At 70.2% G+C, this 23,578-nt stretch carries 17 protein-coding genes; 6 read left to right on the top strand and 11 right to left on the bottom strand.

Translation table 11 applies throughout. The annotated features are described in order from the left end of the window. Positions 1 to 18: 18 nt before the first annotated feature. On the top strand, positions 19 to 564 hold the full coding sequence (locus tag KV102_RS07150) for a hypothetical protein (RefSeq protein ID WP_220342868.1): 546 nt from the start codon (positions 19 to 21) through the stop codon (positions 562 to 564). Positions 565 to 654: 90 nt separating this feature from the next. Here KV102_RS07150 and KV102_RS07145 read toward each other — a convergent pair whose 3' ends face one another. The 7 genes from KV102_RS07145 to KV102_RS07115 all read right to left on the bottom strand — a co-directional run bounded on the left by KV102_RS07145 (position 655) and on the right by KV102_RS07115 (position 9,282). Then, the gene (locus tag KV102_RS07145; protein ID WP_220345737.1) at positions 655 to 1,344 is read right to left on the bottom strand and encodes a VOC family protein; all 690 of its coding nucleotides are present in this window, start codon (positions 1,342 to 1,344) and stop codon (positions 655 to 657) included. Positions 1,345 to 1,378: 34 nt separating this feature from the next. Beyond that, entirely contained in the window at positions 1,379 to 2,308 is a 930-nt protein-coding gene (locus tag KV102_RS07140; RefSeq protein ID WP_220345736.1) for a hydroxymethylglutaryl-CoA lyase, read from the bottom strand. After that, positions 2,305 to 4,167: a biotin carboxylase N-terminal domain-containing protein gene (locus KV102_RS07135; RefSeq protein ID WP_220345735.1), complete on the bottom strand. Its 1,863-nt coding sequence runs from the start codon at positions 4,165 to 4,167 to the stop codon at positions 2,305 to 2,307. The genes KV102_RS07140 and KV102_RS07135 overlap by 4 nt, the downstream gene beginning before the upstream one ends. 5 nt (positions 4,168 to 4,172) lie before the next feature. Beyond that, positions 4,173 to 5,747 carry a carboxyl transferase domain-containing protein gene (locus KV102_RS07130; RefSeq protein WP_255560575.1) on the bottom strand — a complete coding sequence of 525 codons (1,575 nt, stop codon included), beginning with the start codon at positions 5,745 to 5,747 and terminating at the stop codon, positions 4,173 to 4,175. 87 nt (positions 5,748 to 5,834) lie between these two features. After that, complete coding sequence (locus KV102_RS07125; protein ID WP_220345734.1) at positions 5,835 to 7,157, bottom strand: alpha/beta fold hydrolase; 1,323 nt, start codon at positions 7,155 to 7,157, stop codon at positions 5,835 to 5,837. An 81-nt stretch (positions 7,158 to 7,238) separates the two neighbouring features. Beyond that, entirely contained in the window at positions 7,239 to 8,201 is a 963-nt protein-coding gene (locus tag KV102_RS07120) for a zinc-binding dehydrogenase (protein WP_220345733.1), read from the bottom strand. A gap of 112 nt (positions 8,202 to 8,313) precedes the next feature. After that, on the bottom strand, positions 8,314 to 9,282 hold the full coding sequence (locus KV102_RS07115) for a LuxR family transcriptional regulator (RefSeq protein ID WP_220345732.1): 969 nt from the start codon (positions 9,280 to 9,282) through the stop codon (positions 8,314 to 8,316). Between the two features lie 352 nt (positions 9,283 to 9,634). Here KV102_RS07115 and KV102_RS07110 point away from each other — a divergent pair, with 352 nt between their 5' ends. Together KV102_RS07110 and KV102_RS07105 are read left to right on the top strand one after the other, a co-directional pair. After that, a complete protein-coding gene (locus KV102_RS07110; protein ID WP_220345731.1) occupies positions 9,635 to 10,186 on the top strand; it encodes a TetR/AcrR family transcriptional regulator in 552 nt (183 codons plus the stop codon). A gap of 54 nt (positions 10,187 to 10,240) precedes the next feature. Then, positions 10,241 to 10,777, top strand: coding sequence for a gamma carbonic anhydrase family protein (locus KV102_RS07105; RefSeq protein WP_220342857.1), 537 nt, complete (start codon positions 10,241 to 10,243; stop codon positions 10,775 to 10,777). A gap of 72 nt (positions 10,778 to 10,849) precedes the next feature. Here the strand turns inward: KV102_RS07105 and KV102_RS07100 are convergent, their stop codons facing one another. Next, entirely contained in the window at positions 10,850 to 13,504 is a 2,655-nt protein-coding gene (locus tag KV102_RS07100) for a M14 family zinc carboxypeptidase (RefSeq protein WP_220345730.1), read from the bottom strand. Positions 13,505 to 13,682: 178 nt separating this feature from the next. Here KV102_RS07100 and KV102_RS07095 point away from each other — a divergent pair, with 178 nt between their 5' ends. Further along, positions 13,683 to 15,041 carry an aminotransferase class I/II-fold pyridoxal phosphate-dependent enzyme gene (locus KV102_RS07095; protein ID WP_220345729.1) on the top strand — a complete coding sequence of 453 codons (1,359 nt, stop codon included), beginning with the start codon at positions 13,683 to 13,685 and terminating at the stop codon, positions 15,039 to 15,041. Between the two features lie 67 nt (positions 15,042 to 15,108). On the opposite strand, the gene KV102_RS07090 is transcribed toward KV102_RS07095, so the two are convergent. From KV102_RS07090 to KV102_RS07080, 3 genes are read right to left on the bottom strand one after another with little or no spacing between them, the layout of a single operon-like run. Further along, the gene (locus tag KV102_RS07090; protein WP_220345728.1) at positions 15,109 to 15,960 is read right to left on the bottom strand and encodes an NAD(P)H-binding protein; all 852 of its coding nucleotides are present in this window, start codon (positions 15,958 to 15,960) and stop codon (positions 15,109 to 15,111) included. Beyond that, the gene (locus tag KV102_RS07085) at positions 15,960 to 17,450 is read right to left on the bottom strand and encodes a cytosine permease (RefSeq protein ID WP_255560574.1); all 1,491 of its coding nucleotides are present in this window, start codon (positions 17,448 to 17,450) and stop codon (positions 15,960 to 15,962) included. Before KV102_RS07085 ends, KV102_RS07090 begins: the two co-directional genes overlap by 1 nt. Then, the gene (locus KV102_RS07080) at positions 17,450 to 18,277 is read right to left on the bottom strand and encodes a purine-nucleoside phosphorylase (protein ID WP_220342848.1); all 828 of its coding nucleotides are present in this window, start codon (positions 18,275 to 18,277) and stop codon (positions 17,450 to 17,452) included. The genes KV102_RS07085 and KV102_RS07080 overlap by 1 nt, the downstream gene beginning before the upstream one ends. Before the next feature lie 244 nt (positions 18,278 to 18,521). Here KV102_RS07080 and KV102_RS07075 point away from each other — a divergent pair, with 244 nt between their 5' ends. Both KV102_RS07075 and KV102_RS07070 read left to right on the top strand, forming a co-directional pair. Next, positions 18,522 to 20,954, top strand: coding sequence for an immune inhibitor A domain-containing protein (locus KV102_RS07075; protein WP_255560573.1), 2,433 nt, complete (start codon positions 18,522 to 18,524; stop codon positions 20,952 to 20,954). Between the two features lie 234 nt (positions 20,955 to 21,188). After that, complete coding sequence (locus KV102_RS07070; RefSeq protein WP_255559816.1) at positions 21,189 to 23,567, top strand: immune inhibitor A domain-containing protein; 2,379 nt, start codon at positions 21,189 to 21,191, stop codon at positions 23,565 to 23,567. Positions 23,568 to 23,578: the final 11 nt, after the last annotated feature.

The raw sequence follows: 23,578 nt of genomic DNA, 5'->3' as shown, positions 1-23,578 counted from the left end.
GAACGAGGAGGTTCACTCATGACGAGACGATGGATGCGCATCGGCGCAGTAGCGGCAGGTTCCGTCCTGGCCGTCGGCATGGTGCCGACCGCAGCACAGGCGGCGACCACCGACGTGAAGGACCCGCGCGGCGATGCCCCGCGGGTCGCCGACATCACCAAGCTGCGGGTCAAGAACGGCGACCACCGCGTCAGCGGTGTGCTGACGATCCCGAACCGCAACAAGAAGAAGCTCGCGATCACCGAGCTCAACATCAAGACCCGTGACAGCGGCCGCTGGGCCTACATCGTCTCGGTCAAGCGCAACCGCCAGGGCGCGGTGACCGACAAGTCCCTCGGCTGGCAGCGCGGTGACGATCCGAGCAGTTACACACCGCTTCCCTGCAGCGGGATCAAGACGTCCTGGAACGGCAAGAAGACGACCATCTCGGTGCCCGTCCGCTGCCTGACCAAGACGACCCGCCCGCGCGTCAAGGTGCGTGCCGCGATCATCGCCCGCGTCGGCGAGGGTCACGACTGGTACGACGAGCGCACCCGCTACAGCCGCTACGTCAAGCGCGGCTGACCTCTCCTCCCCGATGTGTGCAGAACATCCAGGATCTCGGGCGTAAGACCTGGATGAACTGCACACATCGGGGACGGAACGCTCGCGACGTCAGGCGCGGTTGAGCGATCGCCTCAGGTCGGCGACCGCCTCCTCGATCTCGGGGGTGAGGGGGTGGTCGCCGAGCTCGTCCAGGGTGCGGGCCGCAGCCTCGGGGTCGTCGGCGCGGACCCAGAGCTCGGCGAGGTAGGCCAGCGCCTGCACCCGGTCCTCGATGGGACTCGCCTCGTCCTCACGACGGATCGCGCCGGCGAGCAAGGTCGCCGCCTCCGTCGGGTCACCGTTCGAGTCGGCGAGCACCACCGCGTACGCGTACGCCGTCGCGAGCCGGCTCTCCTCCATGACGGGCTCCGCGATGCCGCGCGTGAAGCGGACCGCGTTGCCGCCCGGGTCGATCAGGCTGAATCCCGAGAGGCCGCGGGCGTTCTCGCGCAGGCGCGGTCGCGTGATCCGGGGGACACCGGACATCGGGAGCGTGTCGTAGCGCTCACGCAACCCGGCCGCGATCGCCTCGAACCACGGCTCGGTGTCGTCGACCAGGACGACGCACGTCCCGTACGAGCCGTCGGGATCGAACCCCTCCACGCCGAAGTAGTGGAGCTCCAGGCCGTCGCGCTCGACGGCGACGTACGGGTTGGGGCTGGACTGGCGAAAGGTCGTGGTGAACCCGAGGGCTTCGTAGAAGTCGGTGATGTCGTCGATCGAAGGGCAGGGCAGCAGCGGGATCGCGCGGACAGACATACCAGCAGCGTAGAACCCCGGCCCGTCTGGCCGCTCAGCCGGCCGTCAGCGCACGCACCACCGCGGACGGGGACGGGCGCCCCAGCTGCTCTGCCATCCAGGCACTCGTCTGCGCGAGCGCGGACAGGTCGACCCCGTGCGCCACGCCGAGCCCGTCGAGCATCCAGACCAGGTCCTCGGTGGCGAGGTTGCCGGTCGCAGACTTCGCGTACGGACACCCGCCGAGCCCACCGGCGGAGGCGTCGAAGGTCGTGACGCCGCGGCGGAGTGCCGCGTACGTGTTGGCGAGCGCCTGCCCGTAGGTGTCGTGGAAGTGCAGGGCGATCTGGTCGAGTCCGACGCCCGCCTCCGCGAACGCGTCGAGCAGCACCTCGACATGGTGTGCGGTGCCGACGCCGATGGTGTCGCCGAGCGACAGCTCGTACGCGCCCATGTCGAGCAGCCGCCGACCGGCGGTGACGACGCGGTCGACCGCGACCTCGCCCTCCCACGGGTCGCCGAAGCACATCGAAAGGTACGCCCGCACCTTCACGCCGGCGTCGAGGGCACGCCGCACCACCGGCTCGAACATCGCGAACTGCGACTCGTACGTGCTGTTGAGGTTCTTCGAGGCGAACGTCTCCGTGGCGCTGGCGAAGACCGCGACGTGGGTGACGCCGGACTCGAGCGCGCGGTCGAGGCCGCGCTCGTTGGGGACGAGGACGGGGTACGGCACGGGGCCGTGCAGGTCGAGCCGCGCGACCAGGTCGGCGGCGTCAGCGAGCTGCGGGACCCATCGCGGGTGGACGAAGCTCGTCGCCTCGACGACCGGGAGTCCGGCGACGGTCAGCCGCTCGACGAACGCGAGCTTGGTGTCGAGAGGGATCACGCCCGACTCGTTCTGCAGACCGTCGCGAGCACCGACCTCGTAGATCGTCACCCTCTCGGGCAGTGCCGGATCGCGGTGGACGGAGGGGAGACTCACGCCTGGTCCTCCACCCTGAACAGCAGCGCACCGAGCGCGACCTGGTCACCGGACGCGACCCCGACCCGGGTCACCACACCCGCGTACGGAGCCTTCAGCGCGATCTCCATCTTCATCGCCTCCACGACGCCGAGGACCTGGCCTTCGTCCACCGTCTCACCCTCGGCCGCCGAGACGGAGAGGACCGTGCCCGGCATCGGGGACACGATGTCGGCGTCGCCGGTCGCAGCGCCTGCGCGGTCACGCGCCGGGTCCGGGTGACGGAACGTCCAGGACTGGCCCTGGTGGGCGACGGTCACGCTGCGGGGATCGACGACCGACGGCGCGTCGACGGCCGTGACTGCTTCGTACGACCCGGGCGTCAGGCTGACCTCCACCGGGTTGGCGTCGGCGTCGACCAGCGACACCAGGACCGGAGCCGGGCTCGCCGCGGAGCGCCACCCGTCGGCGGCGCCGAACGGGTCGTCGGCCGGAGACACGTTCGCCCGGGCCCACGCGCGCGTCGCGGACTCACACGCCTGCGGCGGGACGTCGGGACGTGTCGTCAGGTCTGCCGCCTCGGCCGAGTCGAGCCACGACGTGTGGACCGCCGCGGACCCGAAGGCGTCGGACGCCACCAGCCGTCGAAGGAAGCCGGTGTTGGTGGTGACGCCCAGCACGGCGGTCCGGTCGAGCGCGTCGACGAGCGCGGCGCGAGCGGTCTCGCGGTCCGGTCCGTGCGCGATCACCTTGCCCAGCATCGGGTCGTACGCGGTGGTGACCTCGGCGCCCGACTCGAGCGCCGCGTCGACACGCACGTGCTCGGGCCAGACGACGCGGTCGGCACGGCCCGCCTGCGGGAGGAAGCCCGCGTAGGCGTCCTCGGCGTATACGCGCGCCTCGATCGCGTGCCCGGACGCGGCCACCTCGTCCTGGGCGATGCCGAGGGGGAGACCCTGCGCGACCCGCAGCTGGAGATCGACGAGGTCGAGCCCGGTGATCGCCTCGGTCACCGGGTGCTCGACCTGGAGGCGCGTGTTCATCTCGAGGAAGGCGATCCGTTCCGCGTCGCCCTGGCCGTGCACGAGGAACTCGACCGTGCCGGCGTTCACGTAGCCGACCTCCTGCGACAGCGCGACCGCGGCCTCCGTCAGCCGGGCGCGCGTGGCGTCGGAGATCGTCGGGGCCGGGGCCTCCTCGAGCACCTTCTGGTGGCGGCGCTGGGCCGAGCAGTCGCGCTCGAAGAGGTGGAGGACGGTGCCGTGCTCGTCACCGATCACCTGCACCTCGACGTGGCGGCCACGCTCCACGTACTCCTCGACGATGAGCGTGTCGTCGCCGAAGGCCGACGCGGCCTCACGGCGGGCGGCCGCGATCGCCTCGGCGAGGTCGGCGGGGTCGCGCACGACACGCATGCCCTTGCCGCCTCCACCGGCCGCGGCCTTGACCAGGACGGGATAGGCGTCGGCGGGGACCGTCGCCGGGTCATAGCGCTGGGTCACGGGCACACCTGCCCGCTCGGCCACGTCACGCGCCCGGTCCTTGCGCCCCATCAGGTCGATGACCTCGGCGCTCGGTCCGATCCACACCAGGCCGGCGTCGGTGACCGACCGAGCCGCGTCGGCCCGCTCGGACAGGAATCCGTAGCCAGGGTGCACGGCCTGCGCACCGCTGCGTCGAGCGGCGTCGAGGATCGCGTCGACGGAGAGGTAGGAGTCGACCCGCTCGACATGGTCGGCGAGGCGGACGTGGGGCGCCAGGGCATCGGCGTCGGAGTGGACGGCGACCGCCCGCAGCCCGGCCGCCTGGAGGGCGCGGACGACGCGGACGGCGATCTCGCCGCGGTTGGCGACGAGCACGCTGGTGAATCGTGGGGTCATGGCACTCACATCCGGAAGACGCCGTAGTGGGGTTCGGGGATCGGCGCGTTGGACGACGCCTGGAGCGCCATGCCGAGGACGCGCCGGGTGTCGGCGGGGTCGATGATGCCGTCGTCCCAGAGCCGTGCGGTCGAGTAGTACGCAGAGCCCTGCGCCTCGTACTGGGCGCGGATCGGGGCCTTGAAGGCCTCCTCGTCGTCGGCCGACCACTCCTCGCCACGCGCCTCCACGCCGTCTCGCCGGACGGTCGCCAGCACCGAGGCGGCCTGCTCGCCGCCCATCACGGAGATCTTGGCGTTGGGCCACATCCAGACGAAGCGAGGGTCGTACGCACGTCCCGACATGCCGTAGTTGCCGGCGCCGTACGACCCGCCGATGACGACGGTGAACCGCGGAACGACCGAGGACGCGACGGCGGTCACGAGCTTGGCGCCGTCCTTGGCGATGCCGCCGTTCTCGTACTCGCGGCCGACCATGAAGCCGGTGATGTTCTGGAGGAACACCAACGGGACGCCGCGCTGGTTGGCGAGCTCGATGAAGTGCGCGCCCTTGAGGGACGACTCGGAGAACAAGATGCCGTTGTTGGCGACGATGGCGACCGGGTAGCCCCAGATGCGGGCGAACGCGCAGACCAGCGTCTCGCCGTACAGCGGCTTGAACTCGTGGAACGTCGAGCCGTCGACGAGGCGACGGATCACCTCGCGCACGTCGTACGGGGTGCGCGAGTCGGTCGGCACCACGTCGTACAGGGTCTCGGGGTCCTCGAGGGGCTCGACGACCTCCGTGCGCTCGAGGCTGGGAGGCGTCCGGCGCTCGAAGGTCGCGACGATGCTGCGGACGATCGCCAAGGCGTGCGCGTCGTCGTCGGCGAGGTGGTCGACGACACCGGAGCGCCGGGCGTGGACCTCGCCGCCGCCCAGCTCCTCGGCAGTGACGACCTCCCCGGTCGCGGCCTTCACCAGCGGCGGGCCTCCCAGGAAGATCGTGCCCTGGTCCTTGACGATGACGGTCTCGTCGCTCATCGCCGGGACGTACGCGCCTCCCGCGGTGCACGAGCCCATCACCGCGGCGACCTGCGGGATGCCCTGCGCCGACATCTGCGCCTGGTTGTAGAAGATGCGCCCGAAGTGCTCCCGGTCCGGGAAGACCTCGTCCTGCATCGGGAGGAACGCGCCACCGGAGTCCACGAGATAGAGGCAGGGGAGCCGGTTCTCGGCAGCCACGGTCTGGGCGCGGAGGTGCTTCTTGACCGTGAGCGGGTAGTAGGTGCCGCCCTTGACGGTGGCGTCGTTGGCGACGATCACACACTCGCGGCCCGACACCCGGCCGATGCCGGCGACCACACCTGCGCTGGGCACCGCGTGCGCGTCCCCGTCGGCGCCGTACATCCCGTACGCGGCCAGCGGCGCGATCTCGAGGAACGGCGAGCCGGGGTCGAGGAGGCGGTCGACGCGGTCGCGGACGAAGAGCTTGCCGCGCTTCTCGTGCTTGTCGCGGGCGCGCTCCGGTCCGCCGGTGCGCACGACGGCGAGGCGTTCGCGCAGCTCGGCGACGAGGTCGCGCATGCCGGTGGGGTGCATGCCGTCGATGTTAACGGTTGTTAACCTGAGAAACCACCGCCCCCGTGGGACTACGCACCCGCCTCGCCGGTCCGTACGCCTCAGCCGTCAGTGCGCGTCGAACTGCACGGACACCCAGTGGTCGGACGACGGCCAGGCCGGGACGACGAGGGTGTGCGGACGTGTCGTCCCGCGCGGCACCGCCCGCAGCCGGATCCCGGCGTGCCGGCGGGGCGCCCGGAGGTACTGGTCGACGCCGGTGATGAACGGGACCGACGCGAACTCGGCGATGGGCTGACCCAGGACGCTCACCCCGTCGGCGTGCTGGTCGCCCACCGCGATGCCGATCGCGCGCTTGGCTCGAGGAGCGATCCCGTCGAGAACCGAGACGCCGTCGATCGTCAGGGTGTCGTTGCGGCCGTCCTGGTCGCTCCACCACTCCTTGTTGCGGCTGATCGTGAGGTTGGCGTGCCGCGGCGACGCGGTCATCACGCTGCGCACGACCCCGCCGGGCTGGTCGGTCATCAGGCGGACGAACCGGTCGGAGCGCGTGAACGGCTCGGTGTAGAAGTGGTGCGTGATCTCGCCGCGGGTGAGCACGAACTCGTACCGGACGTGCCGCGAGGCGCGGAACGGGCCGAACGCTCCGTCGGTCACGTCGAAGGTGGCGACCGGTCGTCCGAGGCGTGCCCCAGTGAGCCGACCGACGCGATAGACCCGCAGCGTGCCGTCGACCACCGGCAGGTTGCTCACGAAGAAGTTCACCCGCCCGGATACCGTCGGACGCCCACGCTCCGCACGGACCTCGGTCGTGGCGGGCCGGCCCCCGTTGAAGAAGCGGAACATCTCGCGGAAGCTCTTTTCCGAGGTGACCGCCTCGGTGTGCCCCTGCTCGCCGAGGTCGACGTTGGTGGCACCGACGACCGTGCGGGTGACGCCTGGATAGCGCCACGGCTCCGCCCACAGCGCCAGGGTCGGGACCCCGCCGGGGAGCGCCGTCGCCGTCAGACCGTCGATGTTGACGTAGTGGGCGACACGGCCGGCGCGCGCCGGGGAGCTGTTCAAGTACTGCTGGGAGACGTACGTGCCGAGGGAGTGGCCGACGAGGTCGACCTTGTCGGCTCGCGTACGCCGGAGCACCGCCGCGACCGCGGCGTCGATCCGCTCGTGCACCTGAGCGAGCGTGTTGGTCTGGAACTGCGTGTCGTACTCGACCGCCTCGATGTCCTCCGCGCGGTAGCCGTTGCTCGCGAACCGCAGCGCGGGTGTCTGGAACTGGCTCGCCGAGCCCGCCGAGCCGTGCACGAAGACGATGGGTCGCGGCTTGACGTGTCCCGGACCCGTCCCGCTCGCCGGAGCAGGCGCTGCCAGGGCGAACGAGGCGAGAACGAGCGAGAGAGTGGCGACGATCGAGCCGAGCACACGCTTCACGGGACCTCCTGGGCCGGGATGTGATCTCCGACACTAAGCAGGCGCTTAGCGGGGGTCAACAGCAGGACGTGAGACCGCGTCTCAGGCGAGCAACAGGGTCTTGCCGATCGCGCTGCGGTCCTCCAGCCCACGGTGGGCGTCGGCGGCCCGTTCCAACGGATAGCGCTGCTTGATGACCGGCGCCCACTCGGCGGCGCGTCGCCGCTGCACCGCCTCTGCCGTCAGGCGCCGGATGCCGTCCGGTGCGAGCTGTGCCCCCGTGATGCCCTGCACCTCCAGGCGACGCCTGCGCACCTCCTCCGGGTCCGGCTCGAGGAAGCCTCCCGCCGCGCCGTACGCAACGAGCCTGCCCCCGTCGCCGAGCACCGCGAACGCCTCCTGCCCGGGCGTGCCGCCGGCGCCGTCGAGCAGGACGGTCGGAGCCAACCCTCCGAGCGCGGCTACTGCCTTGTCGGTCCAGCCGGGCACGCTGTAGTCGACCGCCTCGGCACCGAGCTCGCGCACGAGCGCCAGCTTGCGCTCGCCGCGGGCGGCCCCGACCACGGCCGCACCCCGAGCGAGGAGCAGCTGCACGATCAGCGCCCCTGCGCCTCCGGTCGCGGCGTTGACGATCACCCGGTCGCCCCGCTCGACACGCGTCACCTCGACGAGGCGCAGCGCCGTCACCCCGTCACGCGAGAGCGCGGCGGCATCCTCGTCGGCGACGTCGTCGGGGAGGGCGTACGCGGTCTCGACCGGAACGGCGACCCGCTCGGCGTACCCGCCCTGCGTCCCCGATCGCGCCACCACCCGCCGCCCGACCCAGGAGCCGTCGACGCCGGGTCCCACGCTGAGCACCGTGCCGGCGACCGCGCCGCCCGCGACGTACGGCAGAGGCATCCCCCACTCCGCGGCCCCGCCCTGACGGAGCATCGTGTCGAGGTAGATCACGTCGGCGACGGAGACGTCGACCAGGAGCTGGTCCGGCTCTGGTTCGGGATCGGGGAGCTCCTCGACCTCCAGCACGTCCGGTCCGCCGTACTCCCGCACCACCACTGCACGCATCGGGTCCTCCTCGTCGGTCGACTGGAATCCCGAGTGTTCATGCTCAAGTCGACATGAGGTCAAGAGCCAACCGCGCTGCTTCGCAGCTAGAGCCAACCGCGCTGCTTCGCAGCTAGAGCCAACCGCGCTGCTTCGCAGCGACCCCGAGCTGGAGCCGCGTCTCCACCTCAGCCCGCTCCATCAGCCGACTCATGCGGCGCTGCACCGTCCGGGCCGAGAGGCTGAGCTGGTTCGCCACCTTGTGGTCGGTGAGGCCGGCGTTGAGGAGGCGGAGGATCCGTGCGTCGGTGTCGTCGAGCCCGGCGGCCCTCGCGTCAGCGGACTGGCTCTCGAGCAGCGGCGAAGCGCCGGCCCACATCCCTTCGAACAAAGCGATCAGGCTGTCGAGAAGTCCGCTCCGGTGCACGATCAGCGCTCCGCCGGACAGGTCGTCCGGCGAGGCCATCACCGGCACCATCGCAATCTCGGAGTCGACCACCAGCAGCCGCGACGGGAGCGCAGACGCGAGCCGGACGTCCATGCCCTCGCCGTCGTGGAAGTCCGAGAGCGAGTTGGGACGGTCGAGCACCGCACGCTCGGCGAGGATCCGGAACCGTACGCCGCGCTCGACGGCGCGCCGCTCCTCGACGAAGCCGTACTCCGACGACGTCAGCTTCGTCGTACGCACCGACAGGCGGACTTCTCGCCGTGCGGCGCGGACGAGCTGCTTCACGCGCTGCAACCCCGCGTCCCGGCCCGGCACCAGGTCGACCAGGTCGGAGGCGGTGCGATCGTCGGCGGCCTTTCGATAGAGGTCGTTGAGGCGCTCGAGCTCGATCTCGGCACGGCGCAGCCACCGCTGGCGCTCGACGATCAACGAGCCGAGGGCGACCGTCGGCGGAGACGCGGTGAAGTGCTCCTCGCTGCCGTCCACGTGACGGCCGACCAGCCCGCGCTGCTCGAGGGACGAGAGGTAGGCGCTCACGTCGGCGACCGGCATCCCCACCACGTCGCCGAGGTCGCCCGGAGTCGCGCTCGCGACCTCCACCAATGTGCGATAGAGGTCGTACTCGTCGGGGCTCAGCCCTAGGACTTCCAGCACGCGACCTCCCTCACTGCGGTTCGATGCGTGATCGTCCCACGTGATCTTGCCGATATCCGGCGGATTTGTGGGAAAACTGGTGCCGGTTCACACGATCTCGACCTTGCGAGCCCTCGTTCGGAACGAGATCCGTGTCGTTTTCATGCCACGGCTTGATTATGCCATTCCCATGCCGGTGAATTCGTGGCAGATTTCTTCCTGTATCACCCCGACTCCTCCGCGCGGCCCCCGTGACGCGGAGGGGACATGTTCGTGAGCGGACCCGAGACCGCTCACGGACAACGGCGGCCGGCGGATCTCCGCCGGCCGCTTTCTTTTCCCCTGCGAACCGGTGGAGACCTAGCATGACGGCGTGGTCACCACGCGCCAGGAGCAAATCCTCACCACCGCCGCCACCCTCTTCGCCGAGCGGGGCTTCCATGGCGTCTCCGTGCACGACATCGGCGCGGCCTGCGGGATCTCCGGCCCCGCCCTCTACCGCCACTTCGCCGGCAAGGACGCGGTCCTCTCCGAGATGCTCGTCGGGATCAGCCGGACGCTTCGCAGCGGCGGCCGCACCCGTGTCGCGGAAGCGAGCGACCTTAAGGACGCGCTCGACGCGCTGGTGGCCTTCCACATCGACTTCGCACTCACCAACCCTGCGCTGATCGTCGTGCAGGAGCGCGAGTGGACCAACCTCGACGACGCCAGCAGGGCAGAGGTGCGCGCGCTCCAGCTCGACTACGTCGACACCTGGGTCGAGGTGCTCCGGACGCTGCGACCCGAGCTCGACCAGCGGACAGCGCGCGCCGCCGTGCAGGCGACGTTCGGCCTGCTCAACTCGACGCCGCACAGCGCCCGGATCTCGGCGGACGCGATGGCGGAGCTGCTGACCCAGATGGCCCGCCGCGCCCTCCTCGGCTGAGGCCGTACCCGACCCTCGCCCGGGCGCGGCACCACCCGTGGCACGATCGGCACCATGACCGACGCACCCCTGCTCCGCACCATTGCCGGCACCAGCCCCAGCCTCGATCCCACCTCGTACGTCGCGCCCACCGCGGTCCTGACCGGCAGCGTGACGCTCGGCCCGCAGGCCAGCGTCTGGTACGGCGCCGTGCTGCGGGGCGACAACGCGCCGATCACGATCGGCGAGCGCAGCAACGTCCAGGACGGGTGCGTCTTCCACGTCGACACGGACAAGCCTGTCACCCTCGGCGCCGGCGTCTCGGTCGGGCACCGCGCCGTGCTGCACGGCTGCACGGTGGAGGACGACTCGCTGATCGGGATGGGCGCCGTGGTGCTCAACGGGGCACGGATCGGGGCGGGCTCCATGGTCGCCGCCGGCGCCGTCGTCCTCCAGGACACCGACGTCCCGCCGGGGTCGCTCGTCGCCGGGGTCCCCGGCAAGGTGCGCCGCCCGTTGAGCGACGAGGAGCGCGAGGGCCTCAAGGTCAACGCCAGCAACTACCTCGCACTGACCGAGCTCCACCGCGACGCGGGCCCGTCCCCGTTGTGAAGGGTTGCGGTCGGTTTCTGCTGCTGAAACCGACCTGAAGTCTTCACAACGGGGACGGGGCGGAGCGACGCGCTACTGCAGGAGGCGACCGCTGGAGGAGAAGGCCGGCTGCAGCTTGCGCAGCTGGGTCTTGTTCACCTCCGCAGCGGGGCCGCCGTACACCGCGTTGTAGAGCAGGTTGAACGACGAGCGCGGGAGCGACCGGAAGGTGATCTCGCTGCCGTACGTCACGACCTTGCCCTTGCCGACGTCGAACGACACGACGTTCGCCGCGCCCTCGATGTAGTCCTCACCCTTGAGATATCCGCTCGCAAGGACGTCGGACTGCGGGTAGGTCGACACGACGTCGGCCTTCTTGCCCGTCGGCTTCCACGCCTGCGTGTTGTAGAGCCACACCGGCCACTTCTCCGGCATCCCCCACGCGACCATGTCGGACGTGTCGAACTCGTGGTTGAGGAGGCTGCCGCCGGTGGCGAAGACGTCCTGGTCGGTCGGCAGAGCCGGCTCGATCGGCAGGTCCAGCAGCTCCTTCGCCGTCGCGACCGAGCTGCCGATCGCGAGCAGCGTGCCGCCCTGGCGGACGAACTGCCGCAGCTTCTTCCAACCCGCCTCACCGACGCCGTACGCCCACGCGAACTCCTCGTCGTAGCGCTCCTGGTCGAGCCCGTCGACGATGCGCGCCTTGGAGATGCCCTGCGGCAGGACGATCGTGTCGTAGACGTCGATCAGCCGACCGGTCTGGAAGTCCTGGGCACCCACGACCTCGTAGTTGATCTTGTACTGGTCCATGAGCCACATGTCCCAGCCGCCCGGCATGTTGTTCGCCCCACGCAGCAGGCCGACCCGCGTGCGCGGCTTGAGCTGGATGCCCTTGACGTTCGGCGCGGTCGCGACCGCCGTCACCGGGACACCGACCTTCTTGGTCGACGTCGCGAGGACCGAGCGCGCCTGCGGCGTCGCCGGGACCACGTACGTGCCCGCCGGGTACGTCGTGCCGGCGGCGGCGAACTCCTTGCCGGCCCGGAAGGTCGTGATGTTCGCCTTCTGCAGCGCCGACACGACCTGGATCGTGCCGTACGACTCCGGTCGTACGAGGTACGCGCCCGAGGCGCCCGGCGCTGCCGGCATCGTCACGGTCGGGACCTCGACGGACGTCACGCGCTCGAGCTGCGCGTCGACGGCACCCTTGACCTCGTCCACCGCGACGCCCAGCTGCAGCGGCAGGCTCGTCGTCGCCTCGGCGTACGGAAGGTCGTCGGTCGGGTAGGTGTCCTTGCCGAGCACCTGGTCGACCCAGTTGCCGCGCGGCTGCCTGGTCTTGATCACGTGCGACCCGGCGGCGTACTCCTTGCCGCCCGCAGTGAACGGGGCGGTCGCCCGATGGATCTCGACCTGCGTCCAGTCGAGGCGCTCGAGCATCTCGTACGTCGCGAACGGGTCGCGCTGCTCGGCATCGACGACGTAGGCCTCGACACCGGACTTCACGCCGTTCTCCATGTACTCCTGCGGGACGGCGAAGAGGTTGTCGTAGAGCAGCTTCTCGCCGTTCTGCGCGACGTACTCCATGCCCGCGTAGGTGGCGGTGCTGGCGTACTCGACGATGTCCTTGAGCGTCCAGGTGTCCTTCTCGTACGGCTCGATCAGCGCCTGCGTCGGCACCTGCGGGCCCAACGGCTTGCCGTCGTTCGACTTCTGCGGGTAGGCGAGGTCGGTGGCGGACGCGATCTCGGTGAGGTATGCGCCGGTCCCGGTGAACGGGAAGAACCCGACGGGCTGCTCCAGGGTCCAGAAGATGTGGTAGTCGAGCGACCCGACACCGGACTTGCCCTCGGCGGCGAGCTGGCGAGCCGCGTGCTGCCCGACGACCGCGCTCGAGGCGTTCATGTTGGGCGGCACGTTGGCGCTCGTCACGCCCCCGTACGGCGGGACGAAGATGCGCTCCCCACCGTTGCCCTGCTGGTGCATGATGTGCGTCATCACCGGGCGGTACTTCTTCTCCAGCTCGAGCCGGTACTGCGCCTCGACCTGGGTGAACATCGTCCAGTCACGGTTGTCGTCGTGCCCGGTGTACTTGTGGTAAAGATCCGGGTACGTCCGCGCGAGGTCGGTGCCTGCGGTCCGGTTGAAGTGGTCGACCACCAGGTGCTGGCCGTCAGGGTTCTGCGACGGGACCAGCATGATCACCGAGTTGTTGAGCACCTCCTCGGTGAAGTCGGAGTCCTCGGTCGCGAGCCGGTGCACGATGTCGTTGATCGCCTGGCCGTTGCCGACCTCGGTCGAGTGGATCGTCGCCTCGAGGTGATAGATCGGGACGCTCTCCCGGGCCAGCGCCTTGGCCTCGGCCTCCGAGGTGGAGCGCGGGTCGGAGAGCTTCTGGCTGGCCGCGACGATCTCGTCGAGCCGCTCGAGGTTCTTGGGTGCGCTGATGAAGACGGTGGCGTACTCGTTGCCCATCGTCGTCTCGCCGACCGTCTCGTAGTCGACCCGGTCGGACTGCTTGGCGATGGTCTTCATGTAGTCGAGGACGTCGGGGTACGCCGCGAGCTTCCCCTCCGTCCCCATCTCGAACCCGAAGAACTCCTCGGGCGTCTCGATGCCGTCCGCGGCGGCCGGCAGGGTGATCCGGTACGGCGCCTCCGCGGTGGCGGAGGACGCGACCAGGCTGGTTCCGAGCAAGGAGACCGACGCCGTCACGACGGCGGCGGAGAGCAATCGTCTGTGTCTCATGTGCTGCCCTTCCCACGTAACCCGCCGCGGGTCCGCGGCGAGGGTGGCCCCACGTTAAGGAGCATTCACGTCGGCGAGCGCCGCTCGATTGTTCGGGATTGTGCCGACTTAGCAACAACACGCGGTCCGCGTGCGGACACCGGTGGCGCGCGGCTGCCACGCACGCTAAGAATTCGTCATGGGAGGAAGGCATCGTCGACCGGTCACCTCGATGCCTGCCGCGGAGATCGCCGCAGGCGTCACCGAACCGTCCGCCCGCGGCATCGCCGACCACGTCGCCGGACTCATCCGACAGGGCGTGATCGCCGACGGCTCACGGCTGCCCACCGTCCGTGCAACGGCTGCCGCGCTGCAGGTCGGTGCGACCACGGTCGCCACCGCCTGGACCCTCCTGCGCCACGAGCGCCTCGTACGCTCCGACGGGCGCAACGGCACCTTCGTCCGTGACCTCAGCCTTCCGGTCCCCGAGCCCGGGCTCCCTCCCGAGCTCCCGGTGAGGATCGACCTCGTCGCCTCGGCGTACGACGTGGACCTCCTCCCGGATCCCGCGCCTCACCTCCTCGCGGCCGCCGAAGGTCTTGCCTGGCACCAGTTCGAGAGGAGCGAGGTCGACGGCGACCTCGCTCGGATGGCGGTCGGCAGCTGGCCGTTCGTGCCCGACGGCCTCGCGGTCGCCTGGGGATTCGCCGACGCACTCGCCCAGCTCGCGGCCCTCGTCGTCCGTCCGGGCGACCGGGTCGTCGTGGAGTCGGCGTGCTCGCCGGAGACCCAGGCGGTCCTGACGGCGGTCCGCGCGCAGATCGTCCGTGTGCCGTGCGACGCCGCGGGCATGCTGCCCGACGCGCTCGCACGTGCTCTCGCGACGCGCCCGAGCATGGTGGTCACCCAGCCGCGGATGGCCGACCCCCTCGCGCACCACGTCACCGACGAACGCGCTCGTGACCTTGCCGCGGTCCTTGCCGAGCGGGAGGTGCTGATCGTCGAGGAGGACACCGCGGCGTGTCTCGCCGCCGGGCCTGCGGGGTCGGTCGGCAGCTGGTTGCCGGACCAGACCGTGCTCGTCCGGGGCTACCAGCGCTCGCACGGGCCGACCGTACGGATGGCGGTCGTCGGGGGAGCCTCCGCCGTCGTCGACCGGCTCCGCGCACGCCAGGACATCACCGGGTCGTTCCCACCGCTGGTCGCCCAACGGACCCTGGCGCTGATGCTCGGTGACCTGGGCGTCCAGGAGATGGTCGCGCGGGCGCGCTGGCGGTACGCGCGACGGTGGCACGCCCTGGCGCGGGCGCTGCGGCACCGGGGTCTCGCGGTGCCCGGCGTCGACGGTCTCGCCCTGTGGGTACGGGTGCCGGACGGCCCGGCGGCCCTGCGGCGCCTGGCGCGGTCGGGGATCCGCGCGCGGCTGGGCACCGAGGCCGCCGGCCCTGCTGAAGGGTCGCGCCACCTCCGCCTGGCGACGGTCGGCCTGCGCTTCGAGCACGACGCCGTCGCCGAGCTCGTCGCCTCCTGCGGGCGTGATCACCGCAGCGCGAGCTGACTCTCGCTCCCGTCCCCGTTGTGAAGGGTTGCGGTCGGTTTCTGCTGCTGAAACCGACCTGAAGCCTTCACCACGGGGACGGGGCGGACGGGGCGCGGCCGGTGAGCGCCCGCACCTCCTCGGACACCGCCTCCCAGCGCCGCTGGCGGATCGAGGCGAACAGCGACGCGTACGCGTAGGTCCACCACGGGTCCTCCCCGCTCGCGGCGAGCTCGGCACCGAACGTCGTCGGGGGGACGTCGACGTACGAGACCGGCGTGCCCCAGGCCCGCTCCGCAACCTCGGCCACCTCCGCCATGCCGAGCGCCACCGGCCCGGTCACGTCGTGGGAGCGGCCCGTCGGCGTCGTCGCCAACGCGGCCAGGCAACGCGCCACGTCCTCTCGCGAGACCAGGGACACCTGCGCGTCGCCAGCGGGAAGCCGCAGCTCGCCGGACGGTCTCGCTCGCGCGACGAGACCGGCGAAGAACTCGGTGAAGATCGACGCACGCACGACCGACAGCCCACAGCCCGTACGGGCGAGCAGCTCCTCCGTCGTGCCGTTGGTGTAGGCGTAGCAGAACGGCGAGGAGAGGTCGACGTCCAGACCGGAGAGATACACGACGTGCGCGACGTCCGACGCCACGATCGCCTCGACCACGTTGCGGTGGTGCGTCATCATCCGCGCCGCCTCGCCGTCGCTCGAGACGAAGACGAGCGTGTCGACGCCGACCAGCGCCGTCCGCAGGGAGTCGGGATCGTCGTAGTCAGCGTGGACGGACTGGACCTTCCCACCCCCGTCGTACGCCGGGGTGCGGGCGAGGGCGACCACCTCGTGCTCGGCGCTGCCCGCCAAGGCGCGCACCACCTGCCCACCGAGACGGCCGGTGGAACCCATCACCGCGATCCGCGAGCGGGTCGCGGTGACGGGCGGCGACATCAGCGCCGCGCCTCCTGACGAGCGACCTGACCGCGCCCGGTGAGGAGGTAGCCCACGAAGCCGATCGCCAGCGCGGCGACGACACCGAGGTTCGCGAGCGCCCACTCGCCCTTCTTGCCGCCGAGCTGCAGCGGCTCCAGCAGGTAGCCCTGCCAGCCCAGCCAGTCGGCGTAGGTGTTCGTGACCATGCCCCAGCCGACGACGACCGCGAGCAGGAACCACGCCACGGTCGGCACGTTCCACGCGCCGTACCGTCCGCGCGGGTCGTAGAGGTCGCGGTCGGCGTAGTCGCGGCGGCGCAGCGCGATGTCGGCGACGAAGATCCCCGCCCAGGCCGCGATCGGCACGGCGAGCGTGATGAGGAAGCCCTGGAACGGTTCGAAGAAGTCGTCAGCGAACCACAGGAAGTAGATCGTGCCCGCCACCATGATCGCACCGTCGATCGCCGCCGCGACCCAGCGCGGGGTCTTCAGGCCGAGCGTGAGCAGCGCGAGGCCCGAGGAGTAGATGTCGAGCACCGCACCGCCGACGAGCCCCGCCAGCGCGACGAGGAAGAACGGCACGAGGTACCAGGTGGGCAGCAGCGTCACGAGCGTGCCGATCGGGTCCGCGCCGAGCGCTGCGAACAGCGCAGGGTCGGACCCCGCGAGCAGCAGGCCGTAGAGCACCAGGAGGACCGGCGCGATCGCCCCGCCGAGGGTCGTCCAGAGGACCACGCCGCCGGCCGAGGCCGTACGGGGCAGGTAGCGGGAGTAGTCGGCGCCGGAGTTCACCCAGCTGATCCCGAAGCCCGCGGTCGCGAAGATCGCCAGTCCGATCACCGCGGCGGCACCGCCCGACGGCAGCGAGGTCACGGCATCCCAGTCGATGTCGCCGAACGTGAGTGCGACGTAGCCGACGGTCAGCACCGCGGTCGCGATGGTGATCCACACCTGCAGCTTCATGATCGTGTCGAACCCGAGGATGCCCGCGCCGATGACCACGGCGGCGGTGAGGACGAAGCCGAGGATCCGGGCTCCGTCGCCGCCGCCCCACCCGAGCTCCTCGATGACCGAGGCGCTCGCCAACGCTGCGAGCGACACCAGCACCGTCTCCCAGCCGACGAGCAGCACGTACGAGACGGCGCTCGGCAGCGTGTTGCCGCGCACGCCGAACGCAGCGCGTGACAGCACCATCGTCGGGGCCGATCCGCGCTTGCCCGCGATCGAGACGACCCCGACCAGCAGGAACGAGAGCACCGTCCCGATCAGCCCGGCGAAGAGCGCCTGCCAGAACGAGACCCCGAAATCGAGGAAGTAGGCGCCGTACGCAACACCGAAGACCGAGATGTTGGCCGCGCACCACGGCCAGAACAGGGACCGTGGCGTGCCCTTGCGCTCGGACTCGTCGATGACGTTGATCCCGTTGGCCTCGATTGCGCTGGTCGGCGCACTGACCGGGGCGGCGGCCGGGAGGGGCTCGTGGCTTCTCGAGGGGGGTTCCATGGACATCAGTGCTCCTTCAGGAGTGTTGCGGCGAGGACTCGGCGGATCGTGGTGCCCAGACCGGTCGCCGCCTGCGCGGCGGCAGCCACCACGGCGTCGGGATCGGTGAGGACAGGGTGGTCACCGTGCTCGTCGAGCTCGGTGGTGGTGACGACGGAGATCCCGAGCAGCTCCATCCCGGCGGCGCGTGCGGCGATCGCCTCGAGGACGGTCGACATCCCGACGACGTCGGCGCCGACCGTGCGCAGGCCACGGAGCTCGGCGACGGTCTGGAACTCCGGGCCGCGGAGCATCGCGTACGTTCCCTCGACCAGGCGAGGGTCGACGTCACGGGCGACCGCACGCAGCTGTGGCGACCAGCAGTCGGTGAGGTCGACGAAGTCGGCGCCGACGAGCGGCGAGACTGCGGCCAGATCGAGGTGGTCCGCGATCAGCACACCCGTCCCGGTCGGCCACTCGGGCCGGAGGGAGCCGTTGGCATTGGTGAGGACGCAGACCCGGGCACCGCAGGCCGCCGCCGTCCGTACGCCGTGCGCGACCGCCGCGGGCCCATGGCCCTCGTAGAGGTGGGTGCGCCCGCTCAGGACGAGCACGTGCGCGACGTCCCCGGACCCGGCGGTCAACGGGATCGAGGCGACCTGACCCGCGTGCCCGGGTGCCGCCGGCGGGAAGAATCCTGGGAGGTCGGCTGCCGGCACCTGCCAGCTCGGGGTGCCGATGACGTCGACCGCACCGGTCCACCCCGACCCGAGGACGACGGCGGCGTCGTGCCGCTCCACCCCGCTCGCCGAGATGATCCGGCTCGCCGCCGACAGAGCGGCCTCGTCACGCATGGACGAATCTTGGCACGCTCGCGCCTCGCGCGGGGAACAGCGGGCGACGAGGCATGTGCCCCATAAATCCTCGCCTAAACGCGCCAAAAATAGGAGCACTTCCGGTCTAGACGCGCGTGCCCGCCAATGCCTAAGTTGGGCCGCGGTGCGTCTCGTTCCCCCCCACAACCATCTGTGGGCCAGGGCGACGCGTTCACCCCGGGCCGTCCGGCCCGTCCCACCGTTGCATGAAGGGGAGAAGTCTTTGAGACGTCTCAGCACTGCACTCGTCACCCTCGGCGTCGCGGCCTCGTTCGGCGCCGTCTACGCCGCACCAGGATCCGCCGAACCCGCTCCGCCGGTCACCGCCGCGGACCGCGCCGCCAAGGCCCACGAGCTTCCGAACCCGCTCGAGGACAAGCGACGGGCTCTCCGCGAGGAGGCCGTCACGGCGGTCGTCAACGGCGAGGCGAAGCCCGTCACCAAGAACGGCTCCAAGGTCGTCAAGGTCGGCACGTCGTACGCGCCCGCCGACGCCGCCGCCCAGAAGACCAAGAAGGGCCGCAAGGCCCTCGCAGCGGCCAAGGGCCCCAAGGCCCAGAAGCAGGACCAGTACGTCGAGCTCTCCCAGGAGCGGGCCGACAAGGTCTTCGTCATCCTCGCCGAGTTCGGCGACCAGCGTCACCCGGACTACCCCGACGACGGCTGGGACGACTTCGACCCCGACGTCGCCGAGCCGCAGCGCTTCGACGGCCCGCTGGTCAACCAGATCCCCGAGCCCGACCGGACCAAGGACAACTCCACGGTCTGGCAGCCGAACTACGACCGCCAGCACTACCAGGACATCTACTTCGGCGACGGCAAGGGCGACGAGTCGGTGAAGACGTACTACGAGGCGCAGTCCTCGGGTCGCTACACCGTCGACGGCACCGTGTCGGACTGGGTGAAGGTCCCGTACAACGAGGCGCGCTACGGCCGTACGACCGCTGACGAGAACGGCGATCCCGACGAGTCCAACGCGTGGGAGCTGATCCGCGACGCCGTCACAGCGTGGGTCGCGGACCAGGAGGCCCAGGGCCGCACGGACGCCCAGATCAAGGCCGACCTGGCGTCGTACGACGAGTACGACCGCTACGACTTCGACGGCGACGGCAACTTCAACGAGCCCGACGGCTACATCGACCACTTCCAGATCGTGCACGCCGGTGGCGACGAGGCCGACGGCGACCCGATCTACGGCGGGGACGCCCTGTGGTCGCACCGCTGGTACGCCTTCGGCACCGATGCCGGACTCACCGGACCCGAGCAGAACCCGCTCGGCGGCGCCGAGATCGGCGACACCGGCTTCTGGGTCGGTGACTACACGCTGCAGCCGGAGAACGGCGGACTGTCGGTCTTCGTCCACGAGTACGGCCACGACCTCGGTCTTCCGGATGCGTACGACACCTCCGGCAAGGGCGACAACTCCAACGAGTACTGGACGCTGATGGCGCAGAGCCGCCTCAACGACGCCGGCGAGCCGCTCGGCACGCGCCCGGGCGACCTCGGCGCGTGGGAGAAGCTCCAGCTCGGCTGGCTCGACTACGAGGCGGTCGGCTACAAGCAGTCCAAGAAGCTCGACCTCGGCCCGCAGGAGTGGAACTCCGACAAGGCCCAGGGTGCGGTCGTCGTGCTGCCCAAGAAGCGGGTCGAGCTCAACAACGGCGCTCCGGCGTCGGGTCAGAACCAGTTCTTCTCCGGCTCCGGTGACGACCTGGCGAACTCGATGACGACGGAGATCGACCTCACCGGCAAGGCGTCGGCCGCCTTCACGGCCAAGGCCCGGTTCTCGATCGAGGCAGGCTACGACTACGCGTACTTCCAGGCGTCCACCGACGGCGGGAAGACGTGGAAGGCGCTCGCCGGCACGATCGACGGGGCTGCGTACGGAACCGACTCGTCGGGCACCCCGGCGCTGTCGGGCGAGCACCCCGCCTGGGGCAACGTCTCCGTCCCGCTCGACGCCTACGCCGGCCAGAAGATCCTCTTCCGGTCGTACTACAAGACCGACGGCGGTCTCGCCAAGGCCGGTCTGTTCCTCGACGACATCGTGGTGACTGCCGACGGAGCCACGATCCTCTCCGACGGCGCCGAGAGCGGTGCCGGCCCGTGGACGTTCGTGGGCTACAGCATCGTCGCCGCGACGACGTCGCGGGACTACGACAACTACTACGTGATGGGCCACCGGTCCTACGTCGGGTACGACAAGTACCTGCAGACCGGCCCGTACAACTTCGGCTTCATGAACACGAAGCCGGACTGGGTCGAGCACTACCGCTACGGCCAGGGCCTCCTCATCTCGTACTGGGACACGTCGGTGCGTGACAACAACACGACCGACCACCCCGGCCAGGGTCGCAACCTGCCGATCGACGCCCACCCGGAGCCGATCATCAACATCGCGACCGGCGCTCCTTGGCGTGCGCGCATCCAGGTCTACGACGCCCCGTTCGGGCTCAAGAAGGCCGACTCGATGACGCTGCACACCAACGGCAAGCCCAGCTACATCCGGGCACAGCCGGCGCAGCCGACCTTCAACGACACCAAGAAGTACTGGTACGCCGAGCTCCCGAGCCACGGCGTCAAGCTGCCTGCGGTGGGCGTGAAGATCAAGGTGCAGAAGCAGGAAGGCACCTCGATGAGGATCAAGATCAACTGATCTCCTCGTCATGAGCACGGAGAGGGCCCCGGGGGTGATCCCCCGGGGCCCGCTCCGTCCCCGCTCCGTCCCCGCTCCGAGCCTTGTCCCGTGTGGCCGGAGCACGTGATCGCTCCTAGGTTGGGTGGCAGAGCGGGCGTCGTCTCCCCGGGTGATCACCCATCACGTCGCGGGGACCGCGCGGGCTCGCCGGACCGATCGGTCCGGCTCCGTTGCACGAAGGGGAGAGAAGTCTTGAGACGTCTCAGCACGGCACTCATCACCCTCGGCATGGCGGCCTCTTTCGGGGCCGCCTTCGCGTCACCGGGAACGGCGTCCTCGGCGCCCCCGGTCAACGCGGCCGCCACGACCAGCAAGGACCACGAGCTCCCCAACCCGCTCGAGGACAAGCGACGGGCTCTCCGCGAGGAGGCGATCACCTCGGTCGTCAACGGCGAGGCGAAGCCCGTCACCAAGAACGGCTCCGAGGTCGTCAAGGTCGGGACGTCGTTGTCGCCGGCCGACGCCGCCGCCCAGACCACCGTGCGTGGTCGTGAGGCACTCGCCGACGACGGGGACCACGACCAGTACGTCGAGCTGTCGCAGGAGCGGGCCGACAAGGTCTTCGTGATCCTCGCCGAGTTCGGCGACCAGCGTCACCCGGACTTCCCCGACGACGACTGGTCGCGCTACGGCACGGTCAAGCCGCAACGGTTCGACGGGCCGCAGGTCAACCAGATCCCCGAGCCGGACCGCACCCAGGACAACTCCACGAACTGGCAGCCGGACTACGACCGTCAGCACTACCAGGACATCTACTTCGGTGAGGACCAGGAGTCGGTGAAGACGTACTACGAGGCGCAGTCCTCGGGTCGCTACACCGTCGACGGCACCGTGTCGGACTGGGTGAAGGTCCCCTACAACCAGGCCCGCTACGGTCGCGTCACCGCCAACACGTGGGACCTCATCCGTGACGCGCTCACCGCCTGGGTCGCCGACCAGCAGGCCAAGGGGCGCACCGACGCGCAGATCAAGGCCGACCTGGCGTCGTACGACGTCTACGACCGCTACGACTTCGACGGCGACGGCGACTTCAACGAGCCCGACGGCTACATCGACCACTTCCAGATCGTGCACGCCGGTGGCGACGAGGCCGACGGCGACCCGCTCTATGCGGGAGACGCGATCTGGTCGCACCGCTGGTACGCGTTCCGGACCGACGTCGGCAGCACCGGCCCTCCGCAGAACCGGCTCGGGGGCACCCAGATCGGCTCGACCGGCATCTGGGTCGGCGACTACACGATCCAGCCCGAGAACGGTGGTCTGTCGGTCTTCGTCCACGAGTACGGCCACGACCTGGGTCTGCCCGACGCCTACGACACGACCAGCAAGGGCGACAACTCCAACGAGTACTGGACGTTGATGGCGCAGAGCCGACTCAACGGCGCCGGCGAGCCGCTCGGCACCCGTCCGGGCGACCTCGGCGCGTGGGAGAAGCTCCAGCTCGGCTGGCTCGACTACGAAGCCGTCGCCTCCACGCAGACCAAGCGGCTCGACCTCGGCCCGCAGGAGTGGAACTCCGACAAGGCCCAGGGTGCGGTCGTCGTCCTGCCCAAGAAGCCCGTCGAGGAGAGCAACGGTCCGGCGCCCACCGGCACCAAGCAGTTCTGGTCCGGGTCGGGCAACAACCTGGAGAACGCGATGACCACCGCGATCGACCTGACCGGCAAGACGTCGGCGAGGTTCGATGCGAGGGTGCGCTTCTCCATCGAGAAGGGCTACGACTTCGCGTACTTCCAGGCGTCCACCGACGGCGGGAAGACCTGGACGTCGCTGCCTGGCACGCTCGACGCCAAGCCGTACGGGACGGACACCGACGGCAACCCGGCGCTCGACGGCAACCACCCTGCGTGGGGGCCGGTCACGGTGCCGCTCGATGCGTACGCGGGCCAGAAGATCCTCTTCCGGTCCTCCTACACGACCGACGCCGCGACCGTGGGCTCCGGTCTGTTCCTCGACGAGATCGCGGTGACCGCGGACGGGGCGACCGTCCTGTCCGACGGGGCGGAGAACGGTGCCGGGCCGTGGACGTTCAGGGGCTACAGCATCGTCGGCGCGACCACGACGAGGGAGTACGACAACTACTACGTGATGGGCCACCGGTCCTACGTCGGCTATGACACGTACCTCCAGACCGGCCCGTACAACTTCGGCTTCATGAACACCAAGCCGGACTGGGTCGAGCACTACCGCTACGGCCAGGGGCTGCTCATCTCGTACTGGGACACGTCGATCGCCAACAACAACACGACCGACCACCCCGGCCAGGGCCGCAACCTGCCGATCGACGCCCACCCGGAGCCGATCATCAACATCACCACCGGGGCTCCGTGGCGGGCTCGCATCCAGGTCTACGACGCACCGTTCGGTCTGATCAAGGCCGATTCGATGACGCTGCACACCAACGGCAAGCCCAGCTACATCCGCGCACAACCGGCTCAACCGGTCTTCGACGACACCAAGAAGTACTGGTACGAGGAGCTGCCGAACCACGGCGTCAAGCTCCCCGCCGTCGGCGTCCGGGTGAAGGTCCTCCAGCAGGAGGGCACCTCGATGAGGATCAGGGTCAACTGATCCGAGATGAC

It is taken from the genome of Mumia sp. zg.B53 (assembly GCF_019550935.1).
Classification (GTDB): domain Bacteria; phylum Actinomycetota; class Actinomycetes; order Propionibacteriales; family Nocardioidaceae; genus Mumia.
This window is presented reverse-complemented; position numbering and strand designations above follow the sequence as displayed.